Here is a 25,560-nt window from a genome sequence, read left to right on the forward strand (position 1 = left end):
GGTGCGGGTGGGACTGCGGTGCGGGGTGCTCGGCGGGTGCGGGGCCGGGCGGGAGGCGGGGGTCAGACGAGCGTGGTCGGGATCGGCTCGTGGCGCCGGATCGCCTTGTACATGTCGTTCAGCTCCGGGCGGGGCGGCATGTTCAGCTCGCCCAGCATGCGCGTGGACAGGCGCTGGTACACGCGGATCGCCTCGGCCGTGCGGCCCGACTTGTACAGGGCCAGGATCAGCAGCCTGGCCAGGTTCTCCTCCAGGGGATGGTCGCGCAGGGTCTCGCGCAGGAGTCCCACCACCTCGTTGTGGCGGTCGACCGAGATGCTCAGTGTGGCGTACTCCTCCAGTACCACCAGGCGCACGGTCTCCATGAACTCGCGCTCGTCGTCGAAGGCGATGCCGGGCAGCTCGCCCAGCAGGGGACCTCGCCACAGGCGCAGGGCCTCCCCGAACATCTCCGCCGCGCGCTCGTGCTCACCGCGTTCGCGCAGACCGCGCGCGGCGTCGACGTGGGCGTGGAACAGGGACATGTCCACCTGGTCGAGCCTGGCCGCCAGGCGGTAGCCCCCGCCGCCGCTCTCGATGCTGACCCGCTGCTGCGGGGACAGGTCGGCCAGGGCCCGGCGCAGGCCGGAGACGTACTTGTGGACGAGGTTGGCGGCGTAGGCGGGGTGCGTCGCGCCCCAGACCATGCCGATGATGCGCTGCGTGGTCAGGGACTGGTTGGCGTTGAGGGCCAGGGCGGCGAGTACGGCGCGTTGCCGGGGCGCGCCCAGTTCGAGGACGCGGTTTCCGTCAGTGACCGCGAGCTCTCCCAGGATCGCCACGGTGCTGGTGATCCGATGATGCGTTCTGTGCATTTCCGAGTCTTTCCGGCCGGTTTTTCTCTGGCGTTGCTCTTCTCCTGCTTTCTCCGGTCGTCGGCCGCTTTCGTGGGGCCGTCCCGGACGTCACTCCCGTGCGGTGCGGAGCGGGTCGCCCTGCGCGGCTGTGCCGTGCTCGACTGGGCCGTGCGCGGCGAGACGATCATAAACACGCAGGTTATGGCCGTAAGTAATGGATAAGTTCCTCTCCGGCGTCGTGTCGCGTGGTTGCCCAGCATGAGGGTGGGATGACAAAACCCCAGGCCATCTCGTGTGGTGATAGTCACAATAGGCCGATGATCATGGCCAACGACTAATCGCTCCCCCGTTTCCGCAGGTGAACGCGATTTCCGCGGAAAAATATGAGCTTCTTTCATAACTGGTCTTCAGGTTCTCTTCAGGTCCTCTCCAGGGCCCGTCCCGATACTCGGTGGCTGTACGGGAGTAGGCCGTGGCCCGCCCTCTTCTGGTACTCGGACCCCCTTTTTTTGCCGTTGCCGACCACGTTTCCCGGCGGCGGGGCCTCCGCCCCGGGAACAGCGAACGAAAGGGAAGCGATGAACCGCACGACGATCAGCGCGCAGGGGACCGCCCTCGCGGCCGACGCCGCCGGAGACCCCCTCGCGGGGCTCGACCCCGAGTCCTTCGGCCTGCGCGAACTCGACTACGACGCGACGGTCCCCCGGGGACTCGTACACCGCAAGGCCGTCTCGGAGGTCTTCGTCACCGACTCCCAGCAGACCGGGGAGAGGAGCTTCGACGTCGCCGCCCAGCTGCCCCGCGGCCACGTCATGCTGGAGGCGCCCACCTACGACCTGCCCCTGATCCTTGAGGCCTGCCGCCAGACCGGTGTGCTCATCTCCCACCGCCACCTGAACGTCCCCATGGACCGGGCTTTCATCATGCAGCGCATGTCGCTGCGCATCGAGGACCTGGAGGGCCTGCGCCAGGGCCCCGAGCCCGCACGCGCCCTCATCCGCACCGACGCCGACCTGTACCGCAACCAGGCCGGAAAGCTGCGCGGCTACGACTTCCGGGCCGACGTCCTCCTGGGCGGGACCAGGGTCGCCGAGGCCACGGGCGCGCTCATCTTCCTGACCAGGTCCACCTACCAGGTCCTGCGGGCCAAGGGGCGCAAGGCACTGGACTGGAGCACGGGCCCCGCGCCCCGAGCGGTCCCGGCCGCGCCCGCCGTCGTGGGCAGGCGCGACCCGCGCAACGTCGTCATCACCGAGCCGGTGCAGCGCGGCGACGAGGGCTGGCGGGCCACCGTGGTCCCCGACCACAGCCACCCGCACCTGTTCGACCACCCGCTGGACCACCTGCCCGGCAACCTCCTCATCGAGGCCGCCCGGCAGCTGGCCGTGGCCGCGGTCTCGCGCTCCAGCGGCCTGGACCCGGCCACACTCGTCCCGGTCTCGGTGGAGGCCTCCTTCTCCTCCTTCTCCGAGAACGACCTCGCCTCCGTGGTGGAGGCCGACCTGACCCCCTTCCGCGCGGACGAGCGCTTCGGTCCGGTCGCGGGCGTGGACGTGCGCGTCCTCCAGCAGGGCGTCCCCGGCAGTACCTTCCGGATCGAGGTGGCCCAGTGGGCGTGAACCGCATCGAGGCCGTCGTGTGCGACTACGGCGGCGTGCTGACCAACCCGCTCATCGAGACCCTGGAGCACTTCGCCAGGACCGCGGGGCTGACGCCCGACGCGATCCTCACGGCGATGGGCGCCGCCGCGGCCCGCAACGGCGCCGAGCCCATGGCGCTGCTGGAGGTCGGGGCGATCACCGAGGCCGACCTCGTCGCGCAGATCAGCGCCGAACTCCCCGGAGGGTGGACGTTGCCCGGGGACCGCACCTTCGGCGAGATCTGGTTCGCCGGGCGCAACGGCAACGCCGAGTTCGCCGAGTTCCTGGGCGGACTGGGCGCGCGGGGCTACCGCCTGGCGCTGCTCACCAACAACGTCATCGAGTGGGAGGAGCTGTGGCGGGCCACGGTCCCCGCCGACGAGTTGTTCGAGGTGGTGGTCAACTCCGCGCACGAGGGCGTGCGCAAGCCCGACACCGAGATCTACGACCGCCTCCTGGCGCGGCTCGGGCTGACCCCCGACCGCTGCCTGTTCGTGGACGACCTGGAGTCCAACCTGGAGCCCGCGGCCCGCCTGGGCATGGCCACGGTCCTGTACCGCGACAACGCGCAGGCGATCGCCGAGATCACCGAGCTTCTCGACGGGGCGGCCAAGCCCGAGCGAGCGGCCGGGGGTGTGCGGTGACCGTCCCTGGTCAGCACCCGCCCGTGCTGGTGGTCGGCGCCGGGCCCACCGGGCTCGCCGCCGCCTGCGCCCTGCTCCAGGGCGGCGTGTCCTGCCGCGTGGTCGAACGCCGCGCGGGGGTCGCCGAGGAGCCCAAGGCGCTCATCCTGTGGAGCGGGGCCCTGGAGGTCCTGCGCAGGCTCGGCGTGGCCGACAGGGTGGTGGAGCAGTCCCTGCCCCTGGCGTCGGCCTCCTACTTCTCCGGCGGCAGGAAGATCGGCGGGGTGCGCTTCGGCGGCCTGGAGGGCACGGCCTTCCCCGGGCCGGTCTGCCTGCCCCAGCCCGGTACCGAGCAGGCGCTCTACGACCGCCTCCTCGAACTCGGCGGGTCCGTCGAGTGGTCCACCCGCGTCCACTCGGTGGAACCCGCCGGGGCGGGTGCACGGGTGGTCCTCGGCCCCGCCGACGACCCGGACGTGCGCGAGGAGGTCGCCGTCCCCTGGGTGGTGGCCGCCGACGGCAGCCGCAGTGCGGTCCGCGAGTCCCTGGGCGTGGCCTTCGAGGGCGACACCTACGACCGGACCTTCCTGCTCAGCGACGGCGTGGTGAGCGGTCCCGTCCCCGAGAGGGAGGCCCAGTACCACCTCACGCCCGACGGGGTGCTGGTGATCGTGCCGCTGCCCGGCGGCGGGCACCGGGTCTTCTTCGACATCGCCTCCGACGGACGGACCGACCCGCCCGACGACGCTCTGCTCGCCCGGCTGCTCGCCGAGCGCGGCCCGGCGGGGCTGCGCATCGAGAGCGTGTGGTGGCGCAGCCGCTTCCGGGTGCACGCCCGAGTGGCGTGCGAGTTCCGGCGGGGGCGCGTGCTCATCGCCGGGGACGCCGCCCACCTGCACAGCCCGGCGGGGGGTCAGGGGCTCAACACCGGCATCCAGGACGGCTTCGACCTGGGCTGGAAACTGGCCGCCGTCCTGCGCGGAGCCCCCGAGCCGCTGCTGGACAGCTACCCGCTGGAACGCCGACCCACCGCCCAGGCGGTGGTGCGCAGCGCCGACCAGCAGACCCGCACCTGGATGACCCGCGCGCCGCTGGCCCGGCTGGTGCGCGACACCCTCATGCGCGTGCTCTCGGCGTCGGGGCTGCTGGAGAAGCGCCTGGTGCCGCAGCTGGCGCAGATCTCACCGGACCTGAGCGCCAGCCCCGCCGTCACCGCGCCGCCGCCGGGCTGGCGGGCGCGCGACGCGGTGGGCGGGGCGCTGCCGGGAAGGCGTATCGGCGACGCCGAGCTCGTCCCGCTGGTCGGGATCCGGGCCCGGAGCCTGCACGCCTACCTGGCCTCGGGGCGCCACGTCCTGCTGGTCGGCGGCTCCTCCGAGCGGGCCTCGCGGGCCGCGGCGCGGCTTCGGGAGGCCGTCCCCGACGACGTGGACGTGCTGTTGCTGACCGGTGCCGAGGACCCGGCCCGGGAGGGGAGCGGGCACGACACGGCCCGTCCCGCCGGGCCTGTGCGGGGGGAGTGGGTCGTCCACGTGCGCCCCGACGCCGTGGTGGCGGCGGTGGCCGACCTGTCCGATCCCGCCTGGCGGGCCGAGGACTTCGTGGGCGCGGCGTCGCTGCCCGGGGCCCAGCGGTCCCTCACGTAAACGATATGTGAACCCTATTATTAGAGGTAGCGATCGTCGCATGTTTCTACTGTACTGTGGCGGCGAGGGAACGCGCGGTGGCGGCCGGAGGACTCCGGCCGCCACCGGCGGCCCCGCGCGCTCGCGAGAGAAGGGGGTGACACGATGCTCGACGCGCTGACCAGGCTGACCACGCGCAGGCCCTGGTGGGTCCTGGCCGTGGCCCTGCTGGCGGTGGTCGGGTCGGCGGTGCTCGGCTCCGGAGTGGCCGACCGCCTCCGCGCGGGGCAGGGCACCGAGGACCCCGGATCGGAGTCGGCCCAGGCCGGTCGGATCCTGGAGGAGCACTTCCCCGACAGCAGGCCCAACCTGATCCTGCTGGTGGAGTCCGAGGCCGGGGTGGACGACCGCGAGGCCGCCAGCCAGGGACTCGGGCTGGCCGAGGGACTGGCCTACGAGGACGCCGTCACCGGCGTCACCTCCTACTGGCAGACCGGATCGAACGCGCTCAAGTCCGACGACGGGACCCGCGCCCTCATCGCCGCCCACATCGGCGGCACCGAGGCCGAGGCCGGACGGGCCGCGGCCGACCTGGCCGAGCGCTACGGCGGCGAACACGGCCCCCTCACCGTCAGCGTCGGCGGACAGACCGCCGTCCTCAACGACATCGAGACCACCATCGCCGAGGACCTGGTGCGCTCGGAGCTGATCGCGCTGCCACTGACCCTGCTCATCCTGGTGTGGGTCTTCGGCAGCGTCGCCTCGGCGGTCCTGCCCCTGCTGGTCGGGGTGGTCGCCATCATCGGCACCAACGCCGTCCTGTGGGCGGTCGCCGGGTTCACCGACGTGTCGGTCTTCGCCCAGAGCCTGACCATCGCACTGGGGCTGGGCCTGGCCATCGACTACGCCCTGCTCATGGTGCGCCGCTTCCGCGCGGAACTGGCCGACGGGGCCGACCCCGCCACCGCCACCGCCGTCACCGTGCGCACGGCCGGGCGCACCGTGGTCTTCTCCGCGCTGGCCATCTCCGCCGCCCTGGCCGCGATGCTGCTCTTCCCCCTGTACTTCCTGCGCTCCTTCGCCTACGCGGGCGTGACCGTGGTGGCGCTGGCCGCCCTGACCTCCCTGCTGGTGCTCCCGGCCGTGCTCACCCTGCTCGGCCACCGCGTCAACTCCCTGGACCCGCGCCGCCTGCTGCGCCGGGGCGCCGCCGGGGCCCCCTCCCCGGAGGAGGCGGCCGACCGCCGCTGGCGGCGGCTCACCCGCACGGTCATGGGCCGCGCGCCCGTCTTCGCCGCCGTCGCGCTCCTGGTCCTGGTCGTGGCCGGACTGCCCTTCCTGCGGGTGGAGTTCGGCATGGCCGACGACCGCCAGCTGCCCGCCGGGACCGAGTCCCGGCAGGTCATGGAGGTCATCCGCGAGGACTTCGACTCCGCGGCCACCGGCACCGTCGACGTGCTCGTGCACAGCCCGCCCGAGGAGACCGACACCGACCAGCTCGCCGACTACGCCTCGGCGCTGTCCTCCCTGCCCAACGTCGACGAGGTCCGCTCGCCGCTCGGCGTGCACGCCGACGGCGCCCACACCCGCGACAGGACCCCCGTGGACGCCCTGCGCGAGTCCGACGACCTCGCCTACCTCCAGGTCGTCCCCGACCCGGGGGTGGAGGCCATCTCCACCCAGAGCCAGGACCTGGTCCGCGACATCCGCGCGGTGGACACCGGGCTGGAGACCTCCGTCTCCGGACAGGCCGCCGCCGTCGTGGACGCCCAGCGCGCCATCGCCGAGCAGATCCCCCTCGCCCTGGCCGCGGTCGTGGCCGGGATGCTCGTCCTGGTCTACCTGCTCACCGGAAGCGTGCTCCTGCCCCTGCTGTCGGTGCTCTTCAACGCGCTCAGCCTCACCGCCATGTTCGGCGCCGTGGTCTGGGTCTTCCAGGACGGCAACCTCAGCGGCCTGCTCGGGTTCACCCCGACCGGGTTCATCGACACCGCGCTGCCGGTACTGATGTTCTGCATCGCCTTCGGCCTGTCCATGGACTACGGGGTCTTCCTCCTGGCCAGGATGCGCGAGGAGTACGACCGCGTGGGCGACCACCGCACCGCCGTCGAGCTCGGCCTGCGGCGCACCGGCGGCGTCATCACCGCCGCCGCCGTCACCCTGGCCGTCGTCCTGTTCGCCATCGGCGCCTCACGCGTGACCAACACGATGATGCTCGGCTGGGGCGTGGCCCTGGCCGTGATCGTGGACGCCACCGTCGTGCGCTGCCTGCTGGTGCCCTCGGTGCTGCGCATGACCGGGCGCGCCACCTGGTGGGCGCCCGCACCCCTGAGGCGGTTCCACCGCGCCTTCGACGCCGTCCTCGGCGAGGGCGCGGCCGAACCCGCCCGCCCGCGCGTGCCCGTCTCCACCGCCCCGGAGCCCGACGACACGGCCGCTGCCGGGGAACAGGGCACCGACGACCGCAAGGAGGTGGCCCATGCCAGGGACTAGGAGGGCCGTCATCGCCGGAGCGGCCACCGCGGCCGCCGCCGCCCTCGCGCTCACGCTGCTCCCCCTGGGGGAGCCCGAGCCCGCCGCCGCGCCCGCGCCCACCGCCGAGGAACGCGCCGGGGCCACCGCCCGGCGCATGGACGAGGCGGGCGTCGTCGACGTGCCGGTCTCCTTCACCGTCACCAACGGCAACCGCTCCAGGCTGCCGTGCAACAGCGACGGCGAGGAGTACACCGTGCGCGGCCACCTGACCGCGCCGGCGGAACTGCTGACGGCCGAGGACCCCGCCGTCACCCTCTACCAGCACGGGCAGGCCGCGGGGGAGTGGTTCTGGCGCATGGACGAGCCCGGACTCCACCACGCCGAGGAGATGGCCCTGCTGGGCCAGGCCTCCCTCACCCTGGACCGGCTCGGCTACGGGGACAGCGACCGCCCCGACGGCATGGCCATGTGCCTGGGCAGCCAGGCCGACATGACCGCCCAGGTCATCGCCCTGCTGCGCGAGGGCGACTACACCGCCCAGGACACCGCGGCCCTGCCCGGCGGCGCGCCCGCCTTCGACCACGTCACGCTGGCCGGACACCACAGCGGCGCCCAGATCGCCCAGATCACCGCCTACTCCTTCGAGGGCGACCGGGCCCCCGACGCCCTGGTCCTCATGGCCTGGAGCGGCACCGGCGTCACCGACCGCGCCAACGCGCGCTTCTTCGGGGGGCTGGCCTCCTGCATGCAGGGCGGCGTGCCCGCCGGCGCAGGGGCGGGGCCGCCCGACCCCGGAGCCGACGACCCGGCCGGGTACACCTACGTCGACGTCGGCGCCACGTCCTACACCCGGGCCCACTTCCACGACCCCGCCAGCACGGCGGCCGCGCTCGCCGCCGCGTCGCAGGACCGCACCCCCTGCGGCGACCTGGGCACCCAGGTCGAGGCCCTGTCCACCGACATGCGCGCACTCGACCGCGTCGACGTCCCCGTCCTGTTCGCCTTCGCCGAGCACGACACCCGCGTGGGCGAGGGGGCCGAGCACACCGCGCTCTTCACCGGCGCGCCCGAGACCCGGACCGTCACCGTCGCCGACGCGGGCCACTACCTCGTCCTCGAACCCGGAGCCCCCGCCCTGCGCGAGGAACTCGCCGCGTGGTTGGAGGAGCGGTGACACGAGCACGCCAAGGAGCACCCTTGAACCGCACGCCCGTACGGGTCGCGGCAGCGGCGGCCGCCCTCCTGGCCGCCACCGCGGCCCTCCTCGGGAACCCGGGCCCCCTGCCCGGGACCCCGGCCCTGGCCGCCCCGGCCGCCCCGGCCGCGTCGGCCCCCGCGGTGTCCACCGCCGTGCCTGCCGAACCGGCCGCCCTTCCCGAGGGCGTGGTGGACCTCCCGGTGGAGTTCACCGTCGACAACGTCAACCGCTCCCGCGGCCAGTGCTCCGCCGACGGCGAGGAGTACACCGTGCGCGGCCACCTGACCGCACCGGCCGAGGTCCTGGCCGCCGACGACCCGGCCGTGGCCCTGCTGGTCCACGGCACCAACACCGGCGAGTGGATCTGGCGCCTGGACGTCCAGGGCCGCAACTACGTGCACGAACTGGCCGAACGCGGGCACGCCTCGGTCACCATCGACCGGCTCGGCTACGGCTCCAGCGACATCCCCGACGGCTTCGCCAGTTGCAGCGGCGCCCACGCCGACATCGCCCACCAGGTGGTCGAGCAGCTGCGCGCGGGAGAGTACGGGGTGGAGGGCGACGACCCCGTCGCCTTCGACACGGTGGTCATGGGCGGCCACTCCAGCGGCGCCCTGGTCGCCGAGACCGCCGCCGTCTCCTTCGGCGGCGTGGACGGCCTGCTGCTCACCGGATGGGCCGCCGTCGGCATCACCGACGACACCAACCGGCGCTTCCTGACCGCCTACCAGACCTGTCTGGAGGGCGGCGAGGAGCACGCCGAGCCCGGCGACCCCACCGGCTACGTGCACTTCGACCCCACCCTGGAGGACTTCCTCGACGGCGGACTCGGCGCACAGGCCGACCCCGCCGTGGCGGCCCGGGTCGAGGAGCACTGGGGCCGCAACCCCTGCGGCGTCATGATCTCCGAACCCATGGCCATCCTCTACGACCTGGGAGTGGTCGACGAGATCGACGTCCCGGTCCACCTGGTCTTCGGCGCCCACGACGTCCTGCGTCAGGGCGTCGAGGGCTACCCCGGGCTGTTCACCTCCAGTCCCGAGGTCACCTCGACCACCCTGCCCGACGCCGGACACTTCGTCACCGTCGACGCCGGGTCCGAGCTCCTGTACGACACGGCTGCCGCGTGGATGGAGCGGCACGCCTCCACCACCTCCTGACCCTGGAAGGCGAGACCACCATGGCCACGTCCCCGACGACCACCTCACCCCCCGGCCGACAGGGGGCGCCACCGGGAAGGCCCCCGTTCCTGGTCCGGCTCGGCGACGGGCTGGCCCGCCGCCCGGGCCGCGTGATCCTGGCCAGCGTCGCGCTGGTGCTGGTCGCCCTGGCCCTGGCGGCGGGCACCATGGACCGGCTGCTGCTCAGCCGCTTCGAGAGCCCGGGATCGGAGTCGCTGGGCGTCGAGCAGCAGCTGGAGGAGGGCTTCGGTACCGGTAAGCACCACTTCCTGCTGCTGGTCACCGCCCAGCAGGGCACCGTCGACGACCCCGAGGTCGTCGAGGCCGCCACCGCCCTGGAGCGGGACCTGGCCTCGCGCGAGGGCGTCGCCGAGACCGCCTCCTACTGGGGGCGCGGGGAGTCCCCGGCGATGCGCTCCGAGGACGGCACCCAGGCGCTGATCACCGTGCGCATGGCGGGCACGGTCACCGAGGCGCGCACCGCGCTCGGCGAGCTCTCGCCGGACTTCACCCGCGACGGCGAGGTCATCCGGGTGGAGGTCGGCGGCGGCGACGAGGTCTTCCGCCAGGCCGCCGAGCAGGCGCAGGCCGACTTCCTGCTCGCCGAGGCGATCATCTTCCCGCTGGTGTTCGTGCTCCTGCTCGTCCTCTACCGCAGGATCTCGGTGGCGGCGCTGACCCTGGGCATGGGCCTGTTCTCCGTGGTCACCACGCTCGCCCTGCTGCGCGGGGTCACCTATTTCACCGACGTGTCCACCTTCGCCGCCAACCTCACCCTGGTCATGGGTGTGGGCCTGGGCGTGGACTACAGCCTGTTCGTCATCAACCGCTTCCGCGAGGAGCTGGCCCGGGGCAGGCAGGTCCCCGAGGCGGTCTCCCTGGCCGTCTCCAAGGCCGGGCGCACCGTCCTCTTCAGCGGCCTGACGGTCGCGGTGGCGCTGTCGTGCCTGATGCTCTTCCCCTTCCCCTTCCTCCAGTCCTTCGCCTACTCGGGCGTGGGAACCGTGCTGACCTCTGTGTTCGCCGCGCTGGTCATCCTGCCCGCGGCACTGGCCAAGGTCGGGCACCGGGTCCGGCCCAAGCGCGAGCCCGACCCCGACAGCGGCTGGTGGCACTCCACCGCGCTGCGGATGATGCGCCGCCCGCTGCTGTGGGGCCTGCCCGCGCTCGCGGTGGTCCTGCTGCTGGCCGCGCCCGCGGCGGGGCTCAACTTCGGCCTGCCCGACGCGCGCGTGCTTCCGCAGGGGGTCTCCAGCCGCGACGTGCAGGACCAGATCGGCACGAACTTCGTCCAGGAGGAGATGGACGCCGTCCAGGTCCTGGTCGACGTACCGGGCCAGGAGGCCAACGCCGACGCCATCAGCGCCTACGCCGCCGACCTGTCGCGGGTGGAGGGCGTCTACCAGGTGGACGCGCTCACCGGGCGCTTCACCGGCGGGCAGCAGACCGACGGGGCCGAACCCGCGGCGCAGGACCGGTTCGGGTCGGCGGAGGCCACGTGGCTGTCCGTGGTGCCCGACGCCGAGGCCCTGGAGGACGTCGAGGACCTCATCGACCGGATCCGGGACGTGTCCGCGCCCGGTGAGACCCAGATCGGCGGCTACCCGGCCGACCTCACCGACTTCCGCGAGGCCCTGCTGGGACAGGTGCCGCTGGTGTTCGGCCTCATCCTCGCCATCACCTTCGTCATCCTGTTCCTCATGACCGGGAGCATCCTGCTGCCCGCCAAGGCGATCGTGCTCAACGTGCTCAGCCTCGCGGTGATGTTCGGCGTGATGGTGTGGATCTTCCAGGAGGGGAACCTGTCCGGGCTGCTGGGCTTCACCGCCAACGGCACCCTGGAGACGACGTTCCCCATCCTGATGTTCTGCATCGCCTTCGGGCTGTCCATGGACTACGAGGTGTTCATGATGTCCCGGATCAAGGAGGAGTACGACCTGACCGGGGACAACACCCGGGCGGTCGCGGCCGGGCTCCAGCGCAGCGGTCCCCTGGTCACGGCGGCGGCCGTCATCCTGGCCGCCTCCTTCGCCACCTACGCCGTCTCCGACGTGCTGTACCTGATGATGCTGGCGGTCGGCATGGCGGTGGTGATCCTGGTGGACGCCACCCTGATCCGCGGCGTGCTGGTACCGGTGTTCATGCGGCTGGCCGGACGGGCCAACTGGTGGGCGCCGGCGCCGCTCAAGCGCCTGCACGCCCGCTTCGGCATCTCGGAGTGACCGGAGGGTCCGGTGCCGGGGGCCGCGGCCCCCGGCACCGGACCCTCACTCGTACTTGGTCACCCGGGGGTGGTCGGTGAGCAGGCGGCCCGACAGCTCGTGCAGGAGGGCCACCTCCTGCTCGGACAGGGTGGCGAAGAACTCCGACTCCGCCCGTCTCACGGCCCCGCGGGCCTCCTCCAGCAGCGCTTTCGCCTTGTCCGTGGGCGTCACGATGTAGCGCCTGCGGTCCTTGGGGTTGCGCTCGCGCCTGGCCAGCCCCTGCTCCTCCAGGTCGTCGATCAACCCCACCATCACGTTCGGGTCCACGCCCAGCACACGGCTCAGCTCCTTCTGTGAGGGATGGGACATCGCCTCCGCCGCGGAGAGCACGTGGAACTGCCGGGAGGTGATCTGTTGGGGCCCGAAGATCGCCGCGGTGGTCGCCTGGACCAGTTCGCCCAGCTTGATCAGTCGAAAACCGGTCGTGTGCCACATGGGGGTGTCCCATCCGGGTGCGTTCTCCATGGCTCGGTCCCCCTCCTCAAATGCTTCTGCTCACACGATGATCATAGAACTCTATAGTTGGGATGTGAAACGATGGTGGACACCCACGCCACACCGCTCCCCGGGCGGAACAGGTCCGTGGTGACCGGAGCGACCGGCCTCCTCGGCAGCAACATCGTGCGCCTGCTGCTCAGCCTGGACCAGGAGGTCGTCGCCCTGGTCCGCGACACCGACCGCGCCCGCCGCCTGCTGCCCGACGACCCCCGCCTGCGCCTGGTCGCCGGGGACATCACCGACCCCGACTCCTACCGGTCCGCGCTGTCAGGGGCCGACGAGGTCTTCCACACCGCCGCCTACTTCCGCGAGTACTTCCAGGACCCCAGCCTCACCGAACCCCTGGACAGGGTGAACGTGCGCGGCACCGAGGTGGCCCTGGCCGAGGCCGCCAACGCCGAGGTGCCGGTGTTCGTCCACACCAGCTCCATCAACACCCTGGACCTGCGCGGCCCCGAGAGCCCCGCCGACGAGTCCACCCCGCCACCGGACCGCTTCGTGGGCCTGTCGGCCTCCCGGTGCTACCCCTCCAGCAAGGTCCGCGCCGAACGGGCGGTGGAGGACCTGATCCGCTCCGGCCGCGCCGGGTCCACCCGGGTCGCGGTCGTGCTGCCCGGATGGATGTGGGGGCCCGGGGACGCCGGGCCCACCTCCGCCGGGCGGCTCTTCCTGGGCGTGGCCAAGGGGGCGGTCAAGGCGGTGCCCCGGCTGTCCAACTACGTGGTGGACGCGCGGGACGTGGCCTTCGCCTGCGTGGCGGCCGCCCGGGTGGGCGGGCACGACCGCTACGTGGTGGCCGGCGTCAAGCGCTCGGTGCCCGCCCTGGTCGGCGCGGTCGCCACCGAGACCGGAGCGCGCACGCCCCGTGCGGTCCCGGCCGGGCTGGCGGTGGCCGCCGCCTCCCTGATGGAGCTCCAGGCCCGCCTGGGAGGAGGGGAGCCGACCGCCACCCGCGCCGGGGTGCGCGTCCTGCGCGAGGGCGAGGACCGCAACATCACCTCCGGCCTGGCCGAGCGGGACCTGGGGGTGCGGTTCCGCTCCGTGGCCGAGACCGTGTCCGCGACGGGGGCGTGGTACCGGCAGCACGGCATGCTCCCGGCGGGCGCGGTGCGGACCTCCGCGCGCCGCTGAGCGCGAGGGGCGGGCCCGGAGTCCGGGGGACGCCGGGCCCGTCACGGGTATCGGGTCACTCGGTGAGGAGTTCGTCGATGTGGTCGACGACTGCGGATCGGCGGACCCAGGTGCTGAGCTGGTCGTGGTCGCGGCATGCGCTGATGCGCTCGCGTGCCTCGGCGGGAACCTCGATGCCGCGTGTGTCCAGGAAGAGCAGGATGTCCTCGGCCCGTCCTTCGGCCTTGAGGCTCTCGGTCCAGGCGCTGCTGTACCCGTAGGTCTCGGCCATCACTCGGTGAAGAGTTCGTCGATGTGGTCGACGACTGCGGATCGGCGGACCCAGGTGCTGAGCTGGTCGTGGTCGCGGCATGCGCTGATGCGCTCGCGTGCCTCGGCGGGAACCTCGATGCCGCGTGTGTCCAGGAAGAGCAGGATGTCCTCGGCCCGCCCTTCAGCCCGCCCTTCAGCCCGCCCCTCGGCCCGTCCTTCGGCCTTGAGGCTCTCGGTCCAGGCGCTGCTGTACTCGTACGTGTCCGTCATCATGAGTTCCTCCAGGGCGGCCTGGCCTTCGGTCTTCGCCAGCAGGTTCAACGTGAATCCAATGTACTTCGTGGCCCTTTCCCGGTCGATCGCATCGAGGCCGGTGTGCAGGGCTTTGAGCACGTCCATGTCCTGACCGCCGTGCGCGGCGGCGGACAGCACGCCCAGGGACGGATGGCGCTCCACCTCCCCGGGATCGGTGATGACCGGGATTCCGGACGGTCCCACCACCAGGGGGCGCAGGACGAAACCGGGATGGCCGAGGTGGATCGGCTCGGCGTACCAGTCCGCCACGGACTGCTTCGGGCAGATGGTCAGCAGGACGACCGGGCACTCGTGCCTCGAGCGCAGCGAGGCCACGTACTCGGGCCAGGTGAAGCGCTTGCGCTCCTTCTCGTCGCGCTGGACCTCCACGACGATGCCCATCAGTCTGTCGAAGGGGTCCTTCGGGCCGGGGCCGCGCAGCATGATCGCGACGTCCGATCGGCGCTCGACGGGATCGACGTGGCCGAGGTCGCACGAGGTGACCTCGCTGCGGTCGTAGTCGGGCACGTCCACGCCGAGGCCGCGCAGGAAGCCGACGGCCGTGTCCGGCGCGTCGGCGAACAACTCGGAGTAGATCTGGTGTTCAGCGGAAATTGCCACGAGGCAGACGTTACACAGGGTTACCAGCAAGTATGTACGAGTAGTCGTTATGTGGTGACTTTTCGCGTTCGCCCACTTCGGGCAGGGGAAGACACGGTGCTGAGACGACCCCGCCGGGAGGGCCGGACATGTCCGAGAAGCAGAGCAGACCCCTGGTCCTGCACGTGGGGCACGACGAACTCGTCGTCCGGCGCCGCTACGAGACCGCGAGCATCGTCAACGACATCCTCATCGCCCTGTGGTTCATCGCCGGAAGCGTCATGTTCTTCTCCGAGGCCTGGACCACCGCGGGCACCTGGTGCTTCCTCATAGGCAGCGTCGAGCTGCTGATCCGCCCGGTGATCCGGCTGAGCAGGCAACTGCACATCCGGCGCGTCCGCTCCTCCAGCCCCAGCTCGACCGGGGAGGAGTCCTCCCAGGACTTCTGATCCGGACACGGAACGGCGGGCCCGGCATCCGGTGCCGGGCCCGCCGCGGGTTCGCGAAGGCTAGAACGCCTTCGGGTCGCCCTCGTGGAACCGCTTGCCGTTCACGGCCTCGGACACCCCGACCTTGTCCAGGTAGGGGGTGATGCCGCCGGTGTGGAACGGCCAGCCCGCACCCGTGATCAGGCACAGGTCGATGTCGGCGGCCTCGGCCACGACTCCCTCGTCCAGCATGATCCGGATCTCCCGGGCCAGCGCGCGCAGCGCCCGGTCCAGGATCTCGCTCTCCTCGGACGGCCTGTCGCCGCCGACGAGCAGCGCGCGGACCTCGGGGTCGATGCTGAAGTCCGGCGCGTAGATCGCCGTCTTGCCCGCCTTCACGATCTCGGCCAGCTCGGCGGAGACCGCGAAGCGCTCGGGGAAGGCCTCGTGCAGGGTCTCGGACACGTGCAGCGCGACCGCCGGGCCCACCAGCTGGAGCAGCAGCAGCGGCGACATCGGCAGGCCCAGGGGCGCCACCGCGCGGTCGGCCTTCTCGGGCTCGGTGCCCTCGCCGACGGCGCCCAGGACCTCGCCCATGAACAGGGTGAGCAGGCGGTTGACCACGAACGCCGGGGCGTCCTTGCACAGCACCGCGGTCTTCTTCAGCTTCCTGGCGGTGGCGAAGGCCGTGGCCAGGGAGGCCTCGTCGGTCCTCTCGCCGCGCACGAGCTCCAGCAGCGGCAGGACCGCGACCGGGTTGAAGAAGTGGAAGCCCACGACCCGCTCGGGGTGCTGGAGCTTGGACGCCATCTCGGTGATCGACAGCGAGGAGGTGTTGGTGGCCAGGATCGCCTCGGGGGAGACCACGGCCTCCACCTCGGCGAACACCTGCTGCTTGACCTCCATCTTCTCGAACACGGCCTCGATGACGAAGTCGGCGTCGGAGAAGGCGTCCTTGGTCAGCGAACCGGTCACCAGGGCCTTGAGGTGGTTGGCCTTGTCGCTGTTGACCCGGCCCTTCCTCAGGAGCTTGTCGACCTCGCCGTGCACGTGGGCCACGCCCTTGTCCAGGCGCTCCTGGTCCAGGTCGGTCATGACGACCGGCACGTCCAGGCGGCGGGCGAACAGCAGCGCAAGCTGCCCGGCCATCAGACCGGCGCCGACGACGCCGACCTTGGTGACCTTGCGGGCCAGCGACTTGTCCGGGGCGCCCGCGGGGCGCTTGGCGCGCTTTTGCACCAGGTCGAACGCGTACAGGCCCGCCTTGAGCTCGTCGCTCATGATCAGGTCGGCCAGCGCGTCGTCCTCGGCCGCGAAGCCCTCGTCGCGGGTGCGGGTCTTCGCCCGGGCGACCAGTTCGACCGCGCGGGCCGGGGCCGGGGCGGCGCCGTGCAGCTTGCCCTCGACGGTGAACCGGGCCATGTCGACCGCGTTGTCCCAGGCCTCACCCTTGTCGACCTCGGGGCGCTCGACCACGACGTCGCCCTTGAGGACCCTGGCGGCCCAGCGCAGCGACTCCTCGACGAAGTCGGCGGGCTCGAACATCGCGTCGGCGATGCCCATCTCGAAGGCCTGCGTGCCCTTGAGCACCTTGTTCTGGGCGAGCGGGTTGTCGATGATGACCTTGAGGGCCTTCTCGGCGCCGATCAGGTTGGGCAGCAGGTAGGTGCCGCCCCAGCCGGGAACCAGGCCCAGGAAGGTCTCCGGCAGCGACAGCGCGGGGACGCCCGAGGAGATGGTGCGGTACGTGCAGTGCAGCGCCACCTCGACGCCGCCGCCCATGGCCGCGCCGTTGACCAGAGCGAAGGTGGGCACGTCCAGCTCGCCGAGCTTGCGGAACACGTCGTGGCCCAGCTTGCCGATGGCGTGCGCCTGCTCGCGGTTCTGGAGGGCCGGGACGCCGGTCAGGTCCGCGCCCACGGCGAAGATGAACGGCTTGCCGGTGACGGCCACGGCCACGATGTCGGTGCGCGCCCCGGCGGCCTCGATCGCCGCGTCCAGGCTGAGCAGCCCGCCGGGGCCGAAGGTGTTGGGCTTGGTGTGGTCGTGCCCGTTGTCCAGGGTGATCAGGACCGCGGTGCCCGCGCCGTAGGGGAGCTCGATGTCACGGGAGAGCGCGTTGGTGACGACCTCGTCGCTGAACAGTTCCGAAATAGGACTGTGACGCGAAGCGTCTCCGCTGAGGGTGGTGGCGGGCGACGGGTGGGACTGGTCGATGGGCATGCTCACTTGCCCCCCTCGTAGTTGGTGTTCTCCCACAGGACGGTCCCGCCCATGCCCATGCCGACGCACATGGTGGTCAGGCCGTAGCGGACGTCGGGGCGCTCGGCGAAGTGGCGCGCGAGCTGCATCATCAGGCGCACGCCCGAGGAGGCCAGCGGGTGGCCGAGGGCGATGGCGCCGCCCCAGGGGTTGACGCGGGCGTCGTCGTCGGCGAGGCCGAAGTGCTCCAGGAAGGCCAGCACCTGCACGGCGAAGGCCTCGTTGATCTCGATCAGGCCGATGTCGTCCATCGAGATGCCCTGGCGGGCGAACAGCTTCTCGGTGGCCGGGACCGGGCCCACGCCCATGACCTCGGGCTCCACACCGGCGAAGGAGAAGTCGACCAGGCGCATCCTGGCGTCCAGTCCCAACTCCTCGGCCACGTCCTCGGCGGCCAGGATCGCGCCGGTGGCGCCGTCGTTGAGACCGGCGGCGTTGCCGGGCGTCACGTTGCCGTGCGCGCGGAACGGGGTCTTGAGGGAGGCCAGCGACTCCATGGTGGTGCCGGGCCGGGGCGGCTCGTCCTGGGTGGCCAGGCCGTAGCCCTTCTCCAGGGAGCGGACCAGGACCTCGACCAGGTCGGGCTGGATCAGGCCGTCGGCGTAGGCCTTGGCGACCTTCTCCTGGCTGCGCACCGCGTAGGCGTCGGCCCGCTCCTTGGTGATGGAGGGGTAGCGGTCGTGCAGGTTCTCGGCGGTGTTGCCCATCACCAGCGCGGACGGGTCCACGAGCTTCTCGGAGAGGAAGCGCGGGTTGGGGTCGACGCCCTCGCCCATGGGGTGGCGGCCCATGTGCTCGACGCCGCCCGCGATGACCACGTCGTAGGCGCCGAAGGCGATGCCCGCGCCGGAGGTGGTGACGGCCGTGAGCGCTCCGGCGCACATGCGGTCGATGGCGTAGCCGGGGACGCTGCGGGGCAGTCCGGCGAGGATCGCGGCGCTGCGCCCGATCGTCAGGCCCTGGTCGCCGATCTGGGTGGTGGCGGCGATGGCGACCTCGTCGACGCGCTCGGGGGGCAGCCCCGGGTTGCGGCGCATCAGTTCGCGGATCACGCGTACGACGAGGTCGTCGGCGCGTGTCTCGGCGTAGAGGCCCTTGCCTGACTTGCCGAACGGGGTGCGGACCCCGTCGACAAACACGACATCGCGGGCAGTTCGCGGCACGATGGCCCCTCCTTCTCCAAGGGTGGATGGACTCGTCGACCCCCATGCTACTCGTCAGTAACAACTTGTGCGAGCAGCGGACCCCCCGACTTCGGTCAGGGGCGGAATCAGGGGTGATCCCCGACTTTCGGCAGTGGCACCGCACGCCCGCCGCGCGGTTTACTGGGCGGGCGTTCCACCACGGAACACAGCGAACCACAGCGAACGACGGCGAGACGCCGTGAAGCGACGTCGGGGGCCCACGTGTCAGATCCGGGCGTGCGCGACGCCGACCACGCCGCGAACACCGGGGCCGCGCCCAAGGCGTCCCTGCGCCGCCTGTGGGGGTACGCCCGCCCCCACCGGCGCGTGCTCGTCCTGGGCGGGGCGCTCACCTTCCTGGGCGGTGTCACCAGCCTGTCCCAGCCCCTCCTGGCCAAGTACGTCATCGACGCGCTCGGCGCGGGGGAACCCATCCTCGGGCCGGTCCTGACCCTGACCGCCGTCATCCTCGGCGGCGCGCTCATCGGTGCCCTGGGCGCCTTCCTGCTGGAGCGCACCGGCCAGAGCGTCGTGCTCGGCGTGCGCCGGGGCCTGGTGGGCCGCCTGGTCCGGCTGCGCGTGGCCGAGGTCGACCGCCTCAAACCCGGCGACCTGGTGGCCCGCCTGACCGCGGACACCACCCTGCTGCGCATCGTCGCCACCAGCGGCATCACCAACCTGTTCACCGGTGCGGTGCTGCTGGTGGGCGGCATCGTGGTCATGGCCGTCCTCGACGGCCCCCTGTTCCTGCTGGCCGCCGGGATGATCGTCATGGTCGGCCTGGTCATGGGCGTGATCCTGCCCCGGATCGGCAGCGCGACCCAGGCCGCCCAAGCCGCCCTCGGCGAGATGGGCTCGCACCTGGAACGGATCTTCGGCGCCTTCCGCACCGTCAAGGCCTCCTCCGCGGAGGAGGCCGAGACCGCCCGTCTGGACGCCGCCGCGGTCGAGTCCTGGCGCAGGGGCGTGGCGGTGGCCGGGTGGACGGCAGTGTCGGGCACCACCGCCTCGCTGGCGGTCAACGTCGCCTTCCTGGCCATCCTCGCCGTCGGCGGGGGACGCGTGGCCGCGGGGGAACTGCCGGTCTCCTCCCTCATCGCCTTCCTGCTCCTGCTCTTCTACCTCATGGAGCCGATCAGCACCCTGGTCAGCTCGGCCACCGAGCTCCAGACCGGTCTGGCGGCCGTGCGGCGCGTGGACGAGGTCGCCGACCTGGGCCAGGAGGACCTCCGGGACGGCGCGGTCCCCGCAGCGGGGCACGACCGCCCCGCGTCGGTGGTCTTCGACGACGTGGCCTTCCGCTACCATCCCGATCTGGCGCCGGTGCACCACGGCGTGAGCTTCGAGGCCTCCGGGGCCGGTCTCACCGCCCTGGTCGGCCCCTCGGGAGCGGGCAAGACCACCGTGTTCTCCCTGGTGGAGCGGTTCTACGACGCCACCTCCGGCCGGGTGCTCCTGGACGGGACCGACGTGCGCGCGTGGCCGCTGGCGGCACTGCGCGCCCAGATCGGCTACGTCGAGCAGGACGCCCCGGTCCTGGACGGCACCCTGCGCGAGAACCTGGTCATGGCCGCCCCGGAGGCCACCGAGGAGGAGCTGGCCCGGACCGTGCTCCGCGCACGCCTGGGCGACCTGGTCTCCCGCCTGCCCGACGGCCTGGACAGCGCGATCGGCCACCGGGGCGTGACGATCTCCGGAGGGGAGCGCCAGCGGGTGGCCATCGCCCGCGCCCTGCTGCGCGGCCCCCGGCTGCTGCTGATGGACGAGGCGACCTCCCAGCTGGACGCCGCCAACGAGAGGGCGCTCAAGGAGGTCATGCTGGACGCGGCCCGCCACACCAACGTCGTCGTGGTGGCGCACCGGCTGTCCACGGTCACCAGCGCCGACCGGATCGTGGTCATGGACGCCGGCCGGGTGCGCGCCGTGGGCACCCACGAGGAACTGGTGGCCGCCGACGACCTCTACCGCGACCTCGCCGCCGGGCAGCTGCTCACCGCGCAGGCCCCGCCAGCTTCCCGGCCCTGAAGGACCGAGCGTGCAGCTGAACCGCCTCGCTGGCTGCGAGGGAGCCCACCCCGGCCGCGCGCGACTGGTGGTAGGCGTGTTCGCGCGGTTCGTAGTTGCGCATCACGCCGCGTTCACGGGCCACCTTGGCCACCCGGGTGGCGTGGGTGTCGAGCGCGCGCAGGGCCGAGGCCAGCACCGCCGCCTGCTCGGGCGACGGCGTGAGCTTGACCCACGCGACGATCTTCGACACGCTCGCCATCGTGTACCCGGCCGGTGACAGGCCGCAGCCAAGGCAGTCCGGTGTGGTCCGCGCGGTGATTCCTCCCGGGGCCGGGGCCCCGGGTTCCTCGCCAGAGCAAAGCTGAACACGCCGAGGGGCCGGGGTCGCAAGGACCCCGGCCCCTCGGAGGCCGCTCACAGCAGCGCGTTGGCCTCGCGGTGGCGGCCCGCGGCGTTGTAGGCGCCCGCCAGGTCGCGGCGCAGCCGCAGCGTCAGCCGCCGCACCTCCGGGTCGCCGGAGGAGTTCAGCGCCACCCGGTAGGCGTCGCGCAGCACCTCCACCGCGTCGTCGGAGCGCCCCGCCTGCGTGTAGGCGCGGCCCAGACGGTGGTGCACCGTCAGGGTGTCCAGGTGCCCCTTGCCCAGGCGACGGCGCCGCCCGGCCAGCACCATCCGCAGCTGCCCGATCGCGTCCTCGTAGCGCCCGGACATGCTCTGCGCCGCGCTCAGCCCCAGCCGCAGCTCCTCACGGCGCTCGGTCGAGGCCACGTCCTCGATGGCCCGCTCGTAGTGCACCACGGCCGCGTCCAGGCGCCCGCTGCGCCGGTAGCAGACCGCCAGGCGCATGCGCGCCTCCACGGTGTCCTCGTCGGCCGAGCCGAACTGGCGCTCGCGCTCGCGCAGCAGCATCTCCCACTGCCCCGCCGCGTCCGCGGGACGGCCGGCGTCCTCGTAGGCCCAGGCCAGGTTCTCGCGGATGATCTCGGTGCGCGGGTGCTCCTCGCCGAAGACCGCCACCGCCTCGGCCAGGGTCAGCTCGAACTGCTGCACCGCGGCCTGACGGCGCCCCATCTGCGCGTACTTGGTCGCCAGGTTGTTGCGCGCGGTGATCGTGTCCGGGTGCTCGGTGCCCAGCCGCTCCACCAGCGACCGCAGCGTCCGCTCCAGGGAGGCGGCCCGCATCCCGGCGGTGGGAGCGGGGGCCTGGACCACACCGGAGGCCGCCCGCGCCGCCTCCTCGCGCGCGCCGGTCAGGGCCAGCGGCTCGGTGGGCGCGCCGCCCACCGGCGCGGGACTCGGCACGGAGACCCCGGTCGGCTGCTCCGTGGTCTGCTCCGTCGGCTGTTCCAAGGGTTGCTCCGCGCGAGTGGGCACGGTGGTATCGACGGACCGGGTCCTGGTCGCGCCCTTGAGTCCGGTCTCGCGCAGCAACGCACGCCAGAACGACAGCACAATCACCACATTTCCCTGATCGCGCACCGCGGCCTCCAGCCTGCGGCGTAACACCCGTCGGACAACCCGTACCCCGAAAGCAGCAGGGCACGTTTCTATAACTTAATCGGACACGGGGCTACGGAACAGGCATCAACCGCCCTGGGGGCACAGTGAGTTCGCTCACTCCTGGGTTTACCGTGTCAGGAGGGGGTAAAAGGCTACGCCTGATCGGCGGTCCGCAACGCTGTGGCCAGGGGTTCCGCGGTCAGGGTGACCTGCCACTCACGGGCCCCGCGCTCACGCAGGAACGCGCCCACCGTGTCGGGGTCCACCGCCTGCGGCGGCGCCCACGCCAGGCGGCGCACCGTGTCCGGCAGCAGCAGGTTCTCGGTCGGCATGACGACGTCCTCGGCGATCCCCGTGACCGTGGCCCGGGCCGCCTCCAGGCGCCGCGCCGCCTCCGGTGCCCGGTCGCCCCACCGGTTCACCGGCGGCGGGCCGTCGCCCGGGGCGTTGGGCCGGGGCAGCTCCGCCTGCGCCATGTCCCGCGCCCGGTTGACCGCCTTGATCCACGTGGTCAGGTAGCGCCGCGCCAGCTTGATCCCGAACTGCCGGATCTTGGCCAGCTCCGTGGTGGTGCGCGGCATGGCCGTCGCCGCCTCCACGATCGCCGCGTCCGGCAGCACCCGGCCGGGCGAGATGTCGCGCTCCTGGGCGATGCGGTCGCGTTCGTACCAGAGCTCGCGCACGGCGGCCAGGGCGCGCTGGTTGCGCACCCGGTGGATGCCCGAGGTGCGCCGCCAGGGGTCGGTGCGCGGTTCCTTGGGCGGCGCGGACAGGACCGCGGCGAACTCCTCGCGCGCCCATCCGAGCTTGCCGGTCTCCTCCAGCTCGACCTCCAGGCAGTCCCGCAGGTCGATGAGGATCTCCACGTCCAGCGCCGCGTAACGCAGCCAGTCCTCCGGCAGCGGGCGCTGGGACCAGTCCACGGCCGAGTGCTCCTTGGCCAGCCGCAGGTGGAGCAGCCGCTCCACCATGAACCCCAGACCGACCCGCTGGTAGCCCAGCAGCCGCCCGGCCAGTTCGGTGTCGAACAGGCTCTGGGGGCGCAGGTTGACCTCGGTCAGGCAGGGCAGGTCCTGGTGCGCGGCGTGCAGCACCACCTCGGCGTCGCCCACGGCGTCGTTCAGCGCGCTCAGGTCCGGGCAGGCGATGGGGTCGATCAGCGCCGACCCCGCCCCCTCGCGGCGCAGCTGGACCAGGTAGGCGCGCTGTCCGTACCGGTAGCCGGAGGCGCGTTCGGCGTCCACCGCGACGGGGCCCGTCCCGGCGGAGAGCGCGGCGACCACACCGGCCAGCGCGTCGGCGTCGGAGGTGACCTCGGGCAGGCCCTCGCGAGGTTCCCGGAGAAGGGGGGCCCTCTCGGCGTCGTCGTCGTTGCCTGGTTCGCGGGGTTCTGTCTTGGAGTTCAACGCGTTCGCCACACCACTACGGTATGCGCTGTCGCCACCGGACGCGGATCCGGACCGGTCGCGGGCCCCGGGGGGCACAGGGGCCAACGGTCAGGGCCGGGAGCGCTTGCCGGTGATGTCGGTGACGTCCAGCGGCGGCAGGCCCGCGGCCGAGGCCAGCAGCGCCGACCACGCCTGGACGTGCCCGGACAGGTCGTCGGACTCCGGTGTCCAGGAGGCGCGCATCTCCACCTCGGTGGTGGCGCCCTGGTCCGCCTTGGTGCCGAAACCCTCGGTGGTGGCACGGGTGACCGTGCCGCTCAGCGTGTGGTGCGTGGCGCCGCACGCGTCCAGGGCGTCGGTCAGCCAGCTCCAGGCGACCGGTCCGAGAAGGGGGTCGGTCGCGATCTCCGACTCCAGTTCGGAGTTGGCCTGGCAGACCACCCGGAAGGGGCCGGGCCAGTCGCGCGTGCCCTCGGGGTCGTACAGGACGATGAGTCTGCCCCAGGCGACCTCCTCTCCGTGGACGGTCACCTCGGCCGAGACCGCGGCGGAGTGGGGGGCCAGCCGCTGGGGGGCGGGGATCTCCCGGACGGTGATCTCGGGTCGCAGGAGGGGCGAGCGCAGGGTCTCGACCGCTCGCCGGAACGTCTCGTGTGCGTCCTCGGCGCTACCGACATCGGGCATGGTGGGAACGTCAGCCTTCATTCTGGGGTGATCACGTCTCGGCGGGGGGCGTGTGGACATGCTCCGCCTCCCCGCCGGAGGCGGAACGGTGGGCACGTCAAAGACCGTGGCATGAGTCACGGGCTGCGAGTCGGAGTTCGCCCGGCGTGTCGGCGTTTTGTGATGATCTTGGGACCGGCCGACCGCCGAGGGCGCCGGTCCGCGCTCCCCCGGCCCCTGCCGCCGGTCCGCGGACGCGCGCCCGGGTTCGGCGATCCGAGTGGGAGCAGCGGGCGGGGCATGGCACGATCGAGGGGTGACGCTGCAAGATTCTCCTTTCCTCCGCGCCTGCCGGCGCCTTCCCGTGTCCCACACCCCGGTGTGGTTCATGCGCCAGGCGGGGCGCTCCCTGCCCGAGTACCGACGGGTCCGCGCCGACGTGCCGATGCTTGAGGCCTGCGCGCGCCCCGACATGATCACCGAGATCACGATGCAGCCGGTGCGCCGCTACGACGTCGACGCCGCGATCTTCTTCAGCGACATCGTCGTCCCGCTCAAGGCCATCGGCATCGACCTCGACATCAAACCCGGAGTCGGCCCCGTGGTCGCCGACCCGATCCGCGACGCGACCGGCGTCAAGCGGCTGCGCGAGATCGAGCCCGACGACCTGACCTACATCACCGAGGCCGTGGGCCAGCTGGTCGGCGAACTGGGCGACAAGCCCCTCATCGGCTTCGCGGGCGCCCCGTTCACCCTGGCCTCCTACCTCATCGAGGGCGGCCCCTCCAAGAACCACGAGCACACCAAGGCGCTCATGTACGGCGAGCCCGAGCTGTGGGACGAGCTGATGCGCCGCCTGGCCACCATCGCCCTGGGCTTCCTGCGCACCCAGATCGAGGCGGGCGCCAGCGCCGTCCAGCTCTTCGACTCCTGGGTGGGCGCCCTGAGCGCCGAGGACTACCGCGCCTCGGTGCTGCCCTACACCTCGTGGATCTTCGGCCAGCTCGCCCAGCACGAGGTGCCGCGCATCCACTTCGGCGTGGGCACCGGCGAACTGCTCGGACTGCTCAGCGAGGCCGGGGCCGACGTCGTGGGCGTGGACTGGCGCGTGCCGCTGGACAAGGCGGTCCAGCGCGTCCAGCCCGGCACCGCCCTCCAGGGCAACCTCGACCCGGCCACCCTGTTCGCGCCCTGGGAGGTCGTCGCCGAGCGCACCCGCGACATCCTGTCCCGGGGCCGCGCCGCCGACGGCCACGTCTTCAACCTGGGCCACGGTGTGCTGCCCAGCACCGACCCGGACGTGCTCCAGCGGCTCACCGCGTTCGTGCACGAGGAGACCTCCGCCTAGCCGTACCGACCGCAGAGGTCCGCCGGGGCCCGCCCCATCCGCCGTGGACTTATGGCGCGTCTCGACCGCCCAACCTCGCTAAGACACAGGTCAGGGCCCTCGTGACACACCAGTAACGTTTCCGGCCAGTCCCCGAGGTCCGACTGTCCCTTCCACGCCGACG

21 protein-coding genes are annotated in these 25,560 nt (G+C 72.3%); 11 read left to right on the plus strand and 10 right to left on the minus strand.

Features of this window, described 5'->3' with window-relative positions; all coding sequences use genetic code 11:
* Positions 1-62 precede the first annotated feature (62 nt).
* The gene (locus HGB44_RS21390; protein ID WP_061083336.1) at positions 63-854 is read right to left on the minus strand and encodes an AfsR/SARP family transcriptional regulator; all 792 of its coding nucleotides are present in this window, start codon (positions 852-854) and stop codon (positions 63-65) included.
* Between the two features lie 560 nt (positions 855-1,414).
* Here HGB44_RS21390 and HGB44_RS21395 point away from each other — a divergent pair.
* From HGB44_RS21395 to HGB44_RS21425, 7 genes are all read left to right on the plus strand, one after another.
* On the plus strand, positions 1,415-2,455 hold the full coding sequence (locus HGB44_RS21395; RefSeq protein WP_061083335.1) for a ScbA/BarX family gamma-butyrolactone biosynthesis protein: 1,041 nt from the start codon (positions 1,415-1,417) through the stop codon (positions 2,453-2,455).
* Positions 2,452-3,120 carry an HAD family hydrolase gene (locus tag HGB44_RS21400; protein WP_231972646.1) on the plus strand — a complete coding sequence of 223 codons (669 nt, stop codon included), beginning with the start codon at positions 2,452-2,454 and terminating at the stop codon, positions 3,118-3,120. Before HGB44_RS21395 ends, HGB44_RS21400 begins: the two co-directional genes overlap by 4 nt.
* Positions 3,117-4,745, plus strand: a complete 1,629-nt coding sequence (locus tag HGB44_RS21405) for an FAD-dependent monooxygenase (protein ID WP_061083333.1) — start codon at positions 3,117-3,119, stop codon at positions 4,743-4,745. Before HGB44_RS21400 ends, HGB44_RS21405 begins: the two co-directional genes overlap by 4 nt.
* Positions 4,746-4,889: 144 nt before the next feature.
* Entirely contained in the window at positions 4,890-7,217 is a 2,328-nt protein-coding gene (locus HGB44_RS21410; RefSeq protein WP_061083332.1) for an MMPL family transporter, read from the plus strand.
* Positions 7,204-8,373, plus strand: a complete 1,170-nt coding sequence (locus tag HGB44_RS21415; RefSeq protein ID WP_061083331.1) for an alpha/beta fold hydrolase — start codon at positions 7,204-7,206, stop codon at positions 8,371-8,373. Before HGB44_RS21410 ends, HGB44_RS21415 begins: the two co-directional genes overlap by 14 nt.
* 23 nt (positions 8,374-8,396) lie before the next feature.
* Positions 8,397-9,557: an alpha/beta hydrolase gene (locus HGB44_RS21420; protein ID WP_061083330.1), complete on the plus strand. Its 1,161-nt coding sequence runs from the start codon at positions 8,397-8,399 to the stop codon at positions 9,555-9,557.
* Between the two features lie 20 nt (positions 9,558-9,577).
* A complete protein-coding gene (locus HGB44_RS21425; RefSeq protein WP_061083343.1) occupies positions 9,578-11,800 on the plus strand; it encodes an MMPL family transporter in 2,223 nt (740 codons plus the stop codon).
* Between the two features lie 45 nt (positions 11,801-11,845).
* Here HGB44_RS21425 and HGB44_RS21430 read toward each other — a convergent pair whose 3' ends face one another.
* On the minus strand, positions 11,846-12,307 hold the full coding sequence (locus HGB44_RS21430; RefSeq protein WP_061083329.1) for a MarR family winged helix-turn-helix transcriptional regulator: 462 nt from the start codon (positions 12,305-12,307) through the stop codon (positions 11,846-11,848).
* 72 nt (positions 12,308-12,379) lie between these two features.
* Between HGB44_RS21430 and HGB44_RS21435 the strand changes: the two genes are divergently transcribed.
* Entirely contained in the window at positions 12,380-13,471 is a 1,092-nt protein-coding gene (locus tag HGB44_RS21435; RefSeq protein WP_061083328.1) for an NAD-dependent epimerase/dehydratase family protein, read from the plus strand.
* 55 nt (positions 13,472-13,526) lie between these two features.
* Here HGB44_RS21435 and HGB44_RS21440 read toward each other — a convergent pair whose 3' ends face one another.
* Together HGB44_RS21440 and HGB44_RS21445 are read right to left on the minus strand one after the other, a co-directional pair.
* Complete coding sequence (locus HGB44_RS21440; RefSeq protein WP_168444096.1) at positions 13,527-13,742, minus strand: hypothetical protein; 216 nt, start codon at positions 13,740-13,742, stop codon at positions 13,527-13,529.
* Positions 13,742-14,638, minus strand: coding sequence for a hypothetical protein (locus HGB44_RS21445; protein ID WP_168444097.1), 897 nt, complete (start codon positions 14,636-14,638; stop codon positions 13,742-13,744). Before HGB44_RS21445 ends, HGB44_RS21440 begins: the two co-directional genes overlap by 1 nt.
* A gap of 128 nt (positions 14,639-14,766) precedes the next feature.
* Here HGB44_RS21445 and HGB44_RS21450 point away from each other — a divergent pair, with 128 nt between their 5' ends.
* Positions 14,767-15,066: a YrhK family protein gene (locus tag HGB44_RS21450; protein ID WP_061083765.1), complete on the plus strand. Its 300-nt coding sequence runs from the start codon at positions 14,767-14,769 to the stop codon at positions 15,064-15,066.
* 60 nt (positions 15,067-15,126) lie between these two features.
* Here the strand turns inward: HGB44_RS21450 and HGB44_RS21455 are convergent, their stop codons facing one another.
* Positions 15,127-17,268, minus strand: coding sequence for a 3-hydroxyacyl-CoA dehydrogenase NAD-binding domain-containing protein (locus HGB44_RS21455; RefSeq protein WP_231972540.1), 2,142 nt, complete (start codon positions 17,266-17,268; stop codon positions 15,127-15,129).
* A gap of 2 nt (positions 17,269-17,270) precedes the next feature.
* The gene (locus HGB44_RS21460; RefSeq protein WP_061082055.1) at positions 17,271-18,470 is read right to left on the minus strand and encodes a thiolase family protein; all 1,200 of its coding nucleotides are present in this window, start codon (positions 18,468-18,470) and stop codon (positions 17,271-17,273) included.
* A 258-nt stretch (positions 18,471-18,728) separates the two neighbouring features.
* Between HGB44_RS21460 and HGB44_RS21465 the strand changes: the two genes are divergently transcribed.
* The gene (locus HGB44_RS21465) at positions 18,729-20,516 is read left to right on the plus strand and encodes an ABC transporter ATP-binding protein (RefSeq protein WP_061082054.1); all 1,788 of its coding nucleotides are present in this window, start codon (positions 18,729-18,731) and stop codon (positions 20,514-20,516) included.
* Here HGB44_RS21465 and HGB44_RS21470 read toward each other — a convergent pair.
* The 4 genes from HGB44_RS21470 to HGB44_RS21485 form a co-directional block, all read right to left on the minus strand.
* Positions 20,482-20,748 carry a hypothetical protein gene (locus HGB44_RS21470; protein WP_231972539.1) on the minus strand — a complete coding sequence of 89 codons (267 nt, stop codon included), beginning with the start codon at positions 20,746-20,748 and terminating at the stop codon, positions 20,482-20,484. The genes HGB44_RS21465 and HGB44_RS21470 overlap by 35 nt on opposite strands.
* 164 nt (positions 20,749-20,912) lie before the next feature.
* Positions 20,913-21,950, minus strand: coding sequence for a tetratricopeptide repeat protein (locus HGB44_RS21475; protein ID WP_168444099.1), 1,038 nt, complete (start codon positions 21,948-21,950; stop codon positions 20,913-20,915).
* A gap of 200 nt (positions 21,951-22,150) precedes the next feature.
* On the minus strand, positions 22,151-23,404 hold the full coding sequence (locus HGB44_RS21480) for a ribonuclease D (RefSeq protein WP_061082052.1): 1,254 nt from the start codon (positions 23,402-23,404) through the stop codon (positions 22,151-22,153).
* A gap of 90 nt (positions 23,405-23,494) precedes the next feature.
* Positions 23,495-24,070, minus strand: coding sequence for a DUF3000 domain-containing protein (locus HGB44_RS21485; protein WP_061082051.1), 576 nt, complete (start codon positions 24,068-24,070; stop codon positions 23,495-23,497).
* A 301-nt stretch (positions 24,071-24,371) separates the two neighbouring features.
* On the opposite strand from HGB44_RS21485, the gene hemE reads away from it, so the two are divergent.
* A complete protein-coding gene (gene hemE / locus HGB44_RS21490; protein WP_082768497.1) occupies positions 24,372-25,397 on the plus strand; it encodes a uroporphyrinogen decarboxylase in 1,026 nt (341 codons plus the stop codon).
* Positions 25,398-25,560: the final 163 nt, after the last annotated feature.

This window comes from Nocardiopsis alborubida, assembly GCF_012396365.1.
GTDB classification, from domain to species: domain Bacteria; phylum Actinomycetota; class Actinomycetes; order Streptosporangiales; family Streptosporangiaceae; genus Nocardiopsis; species Nocardiopsis alborubida.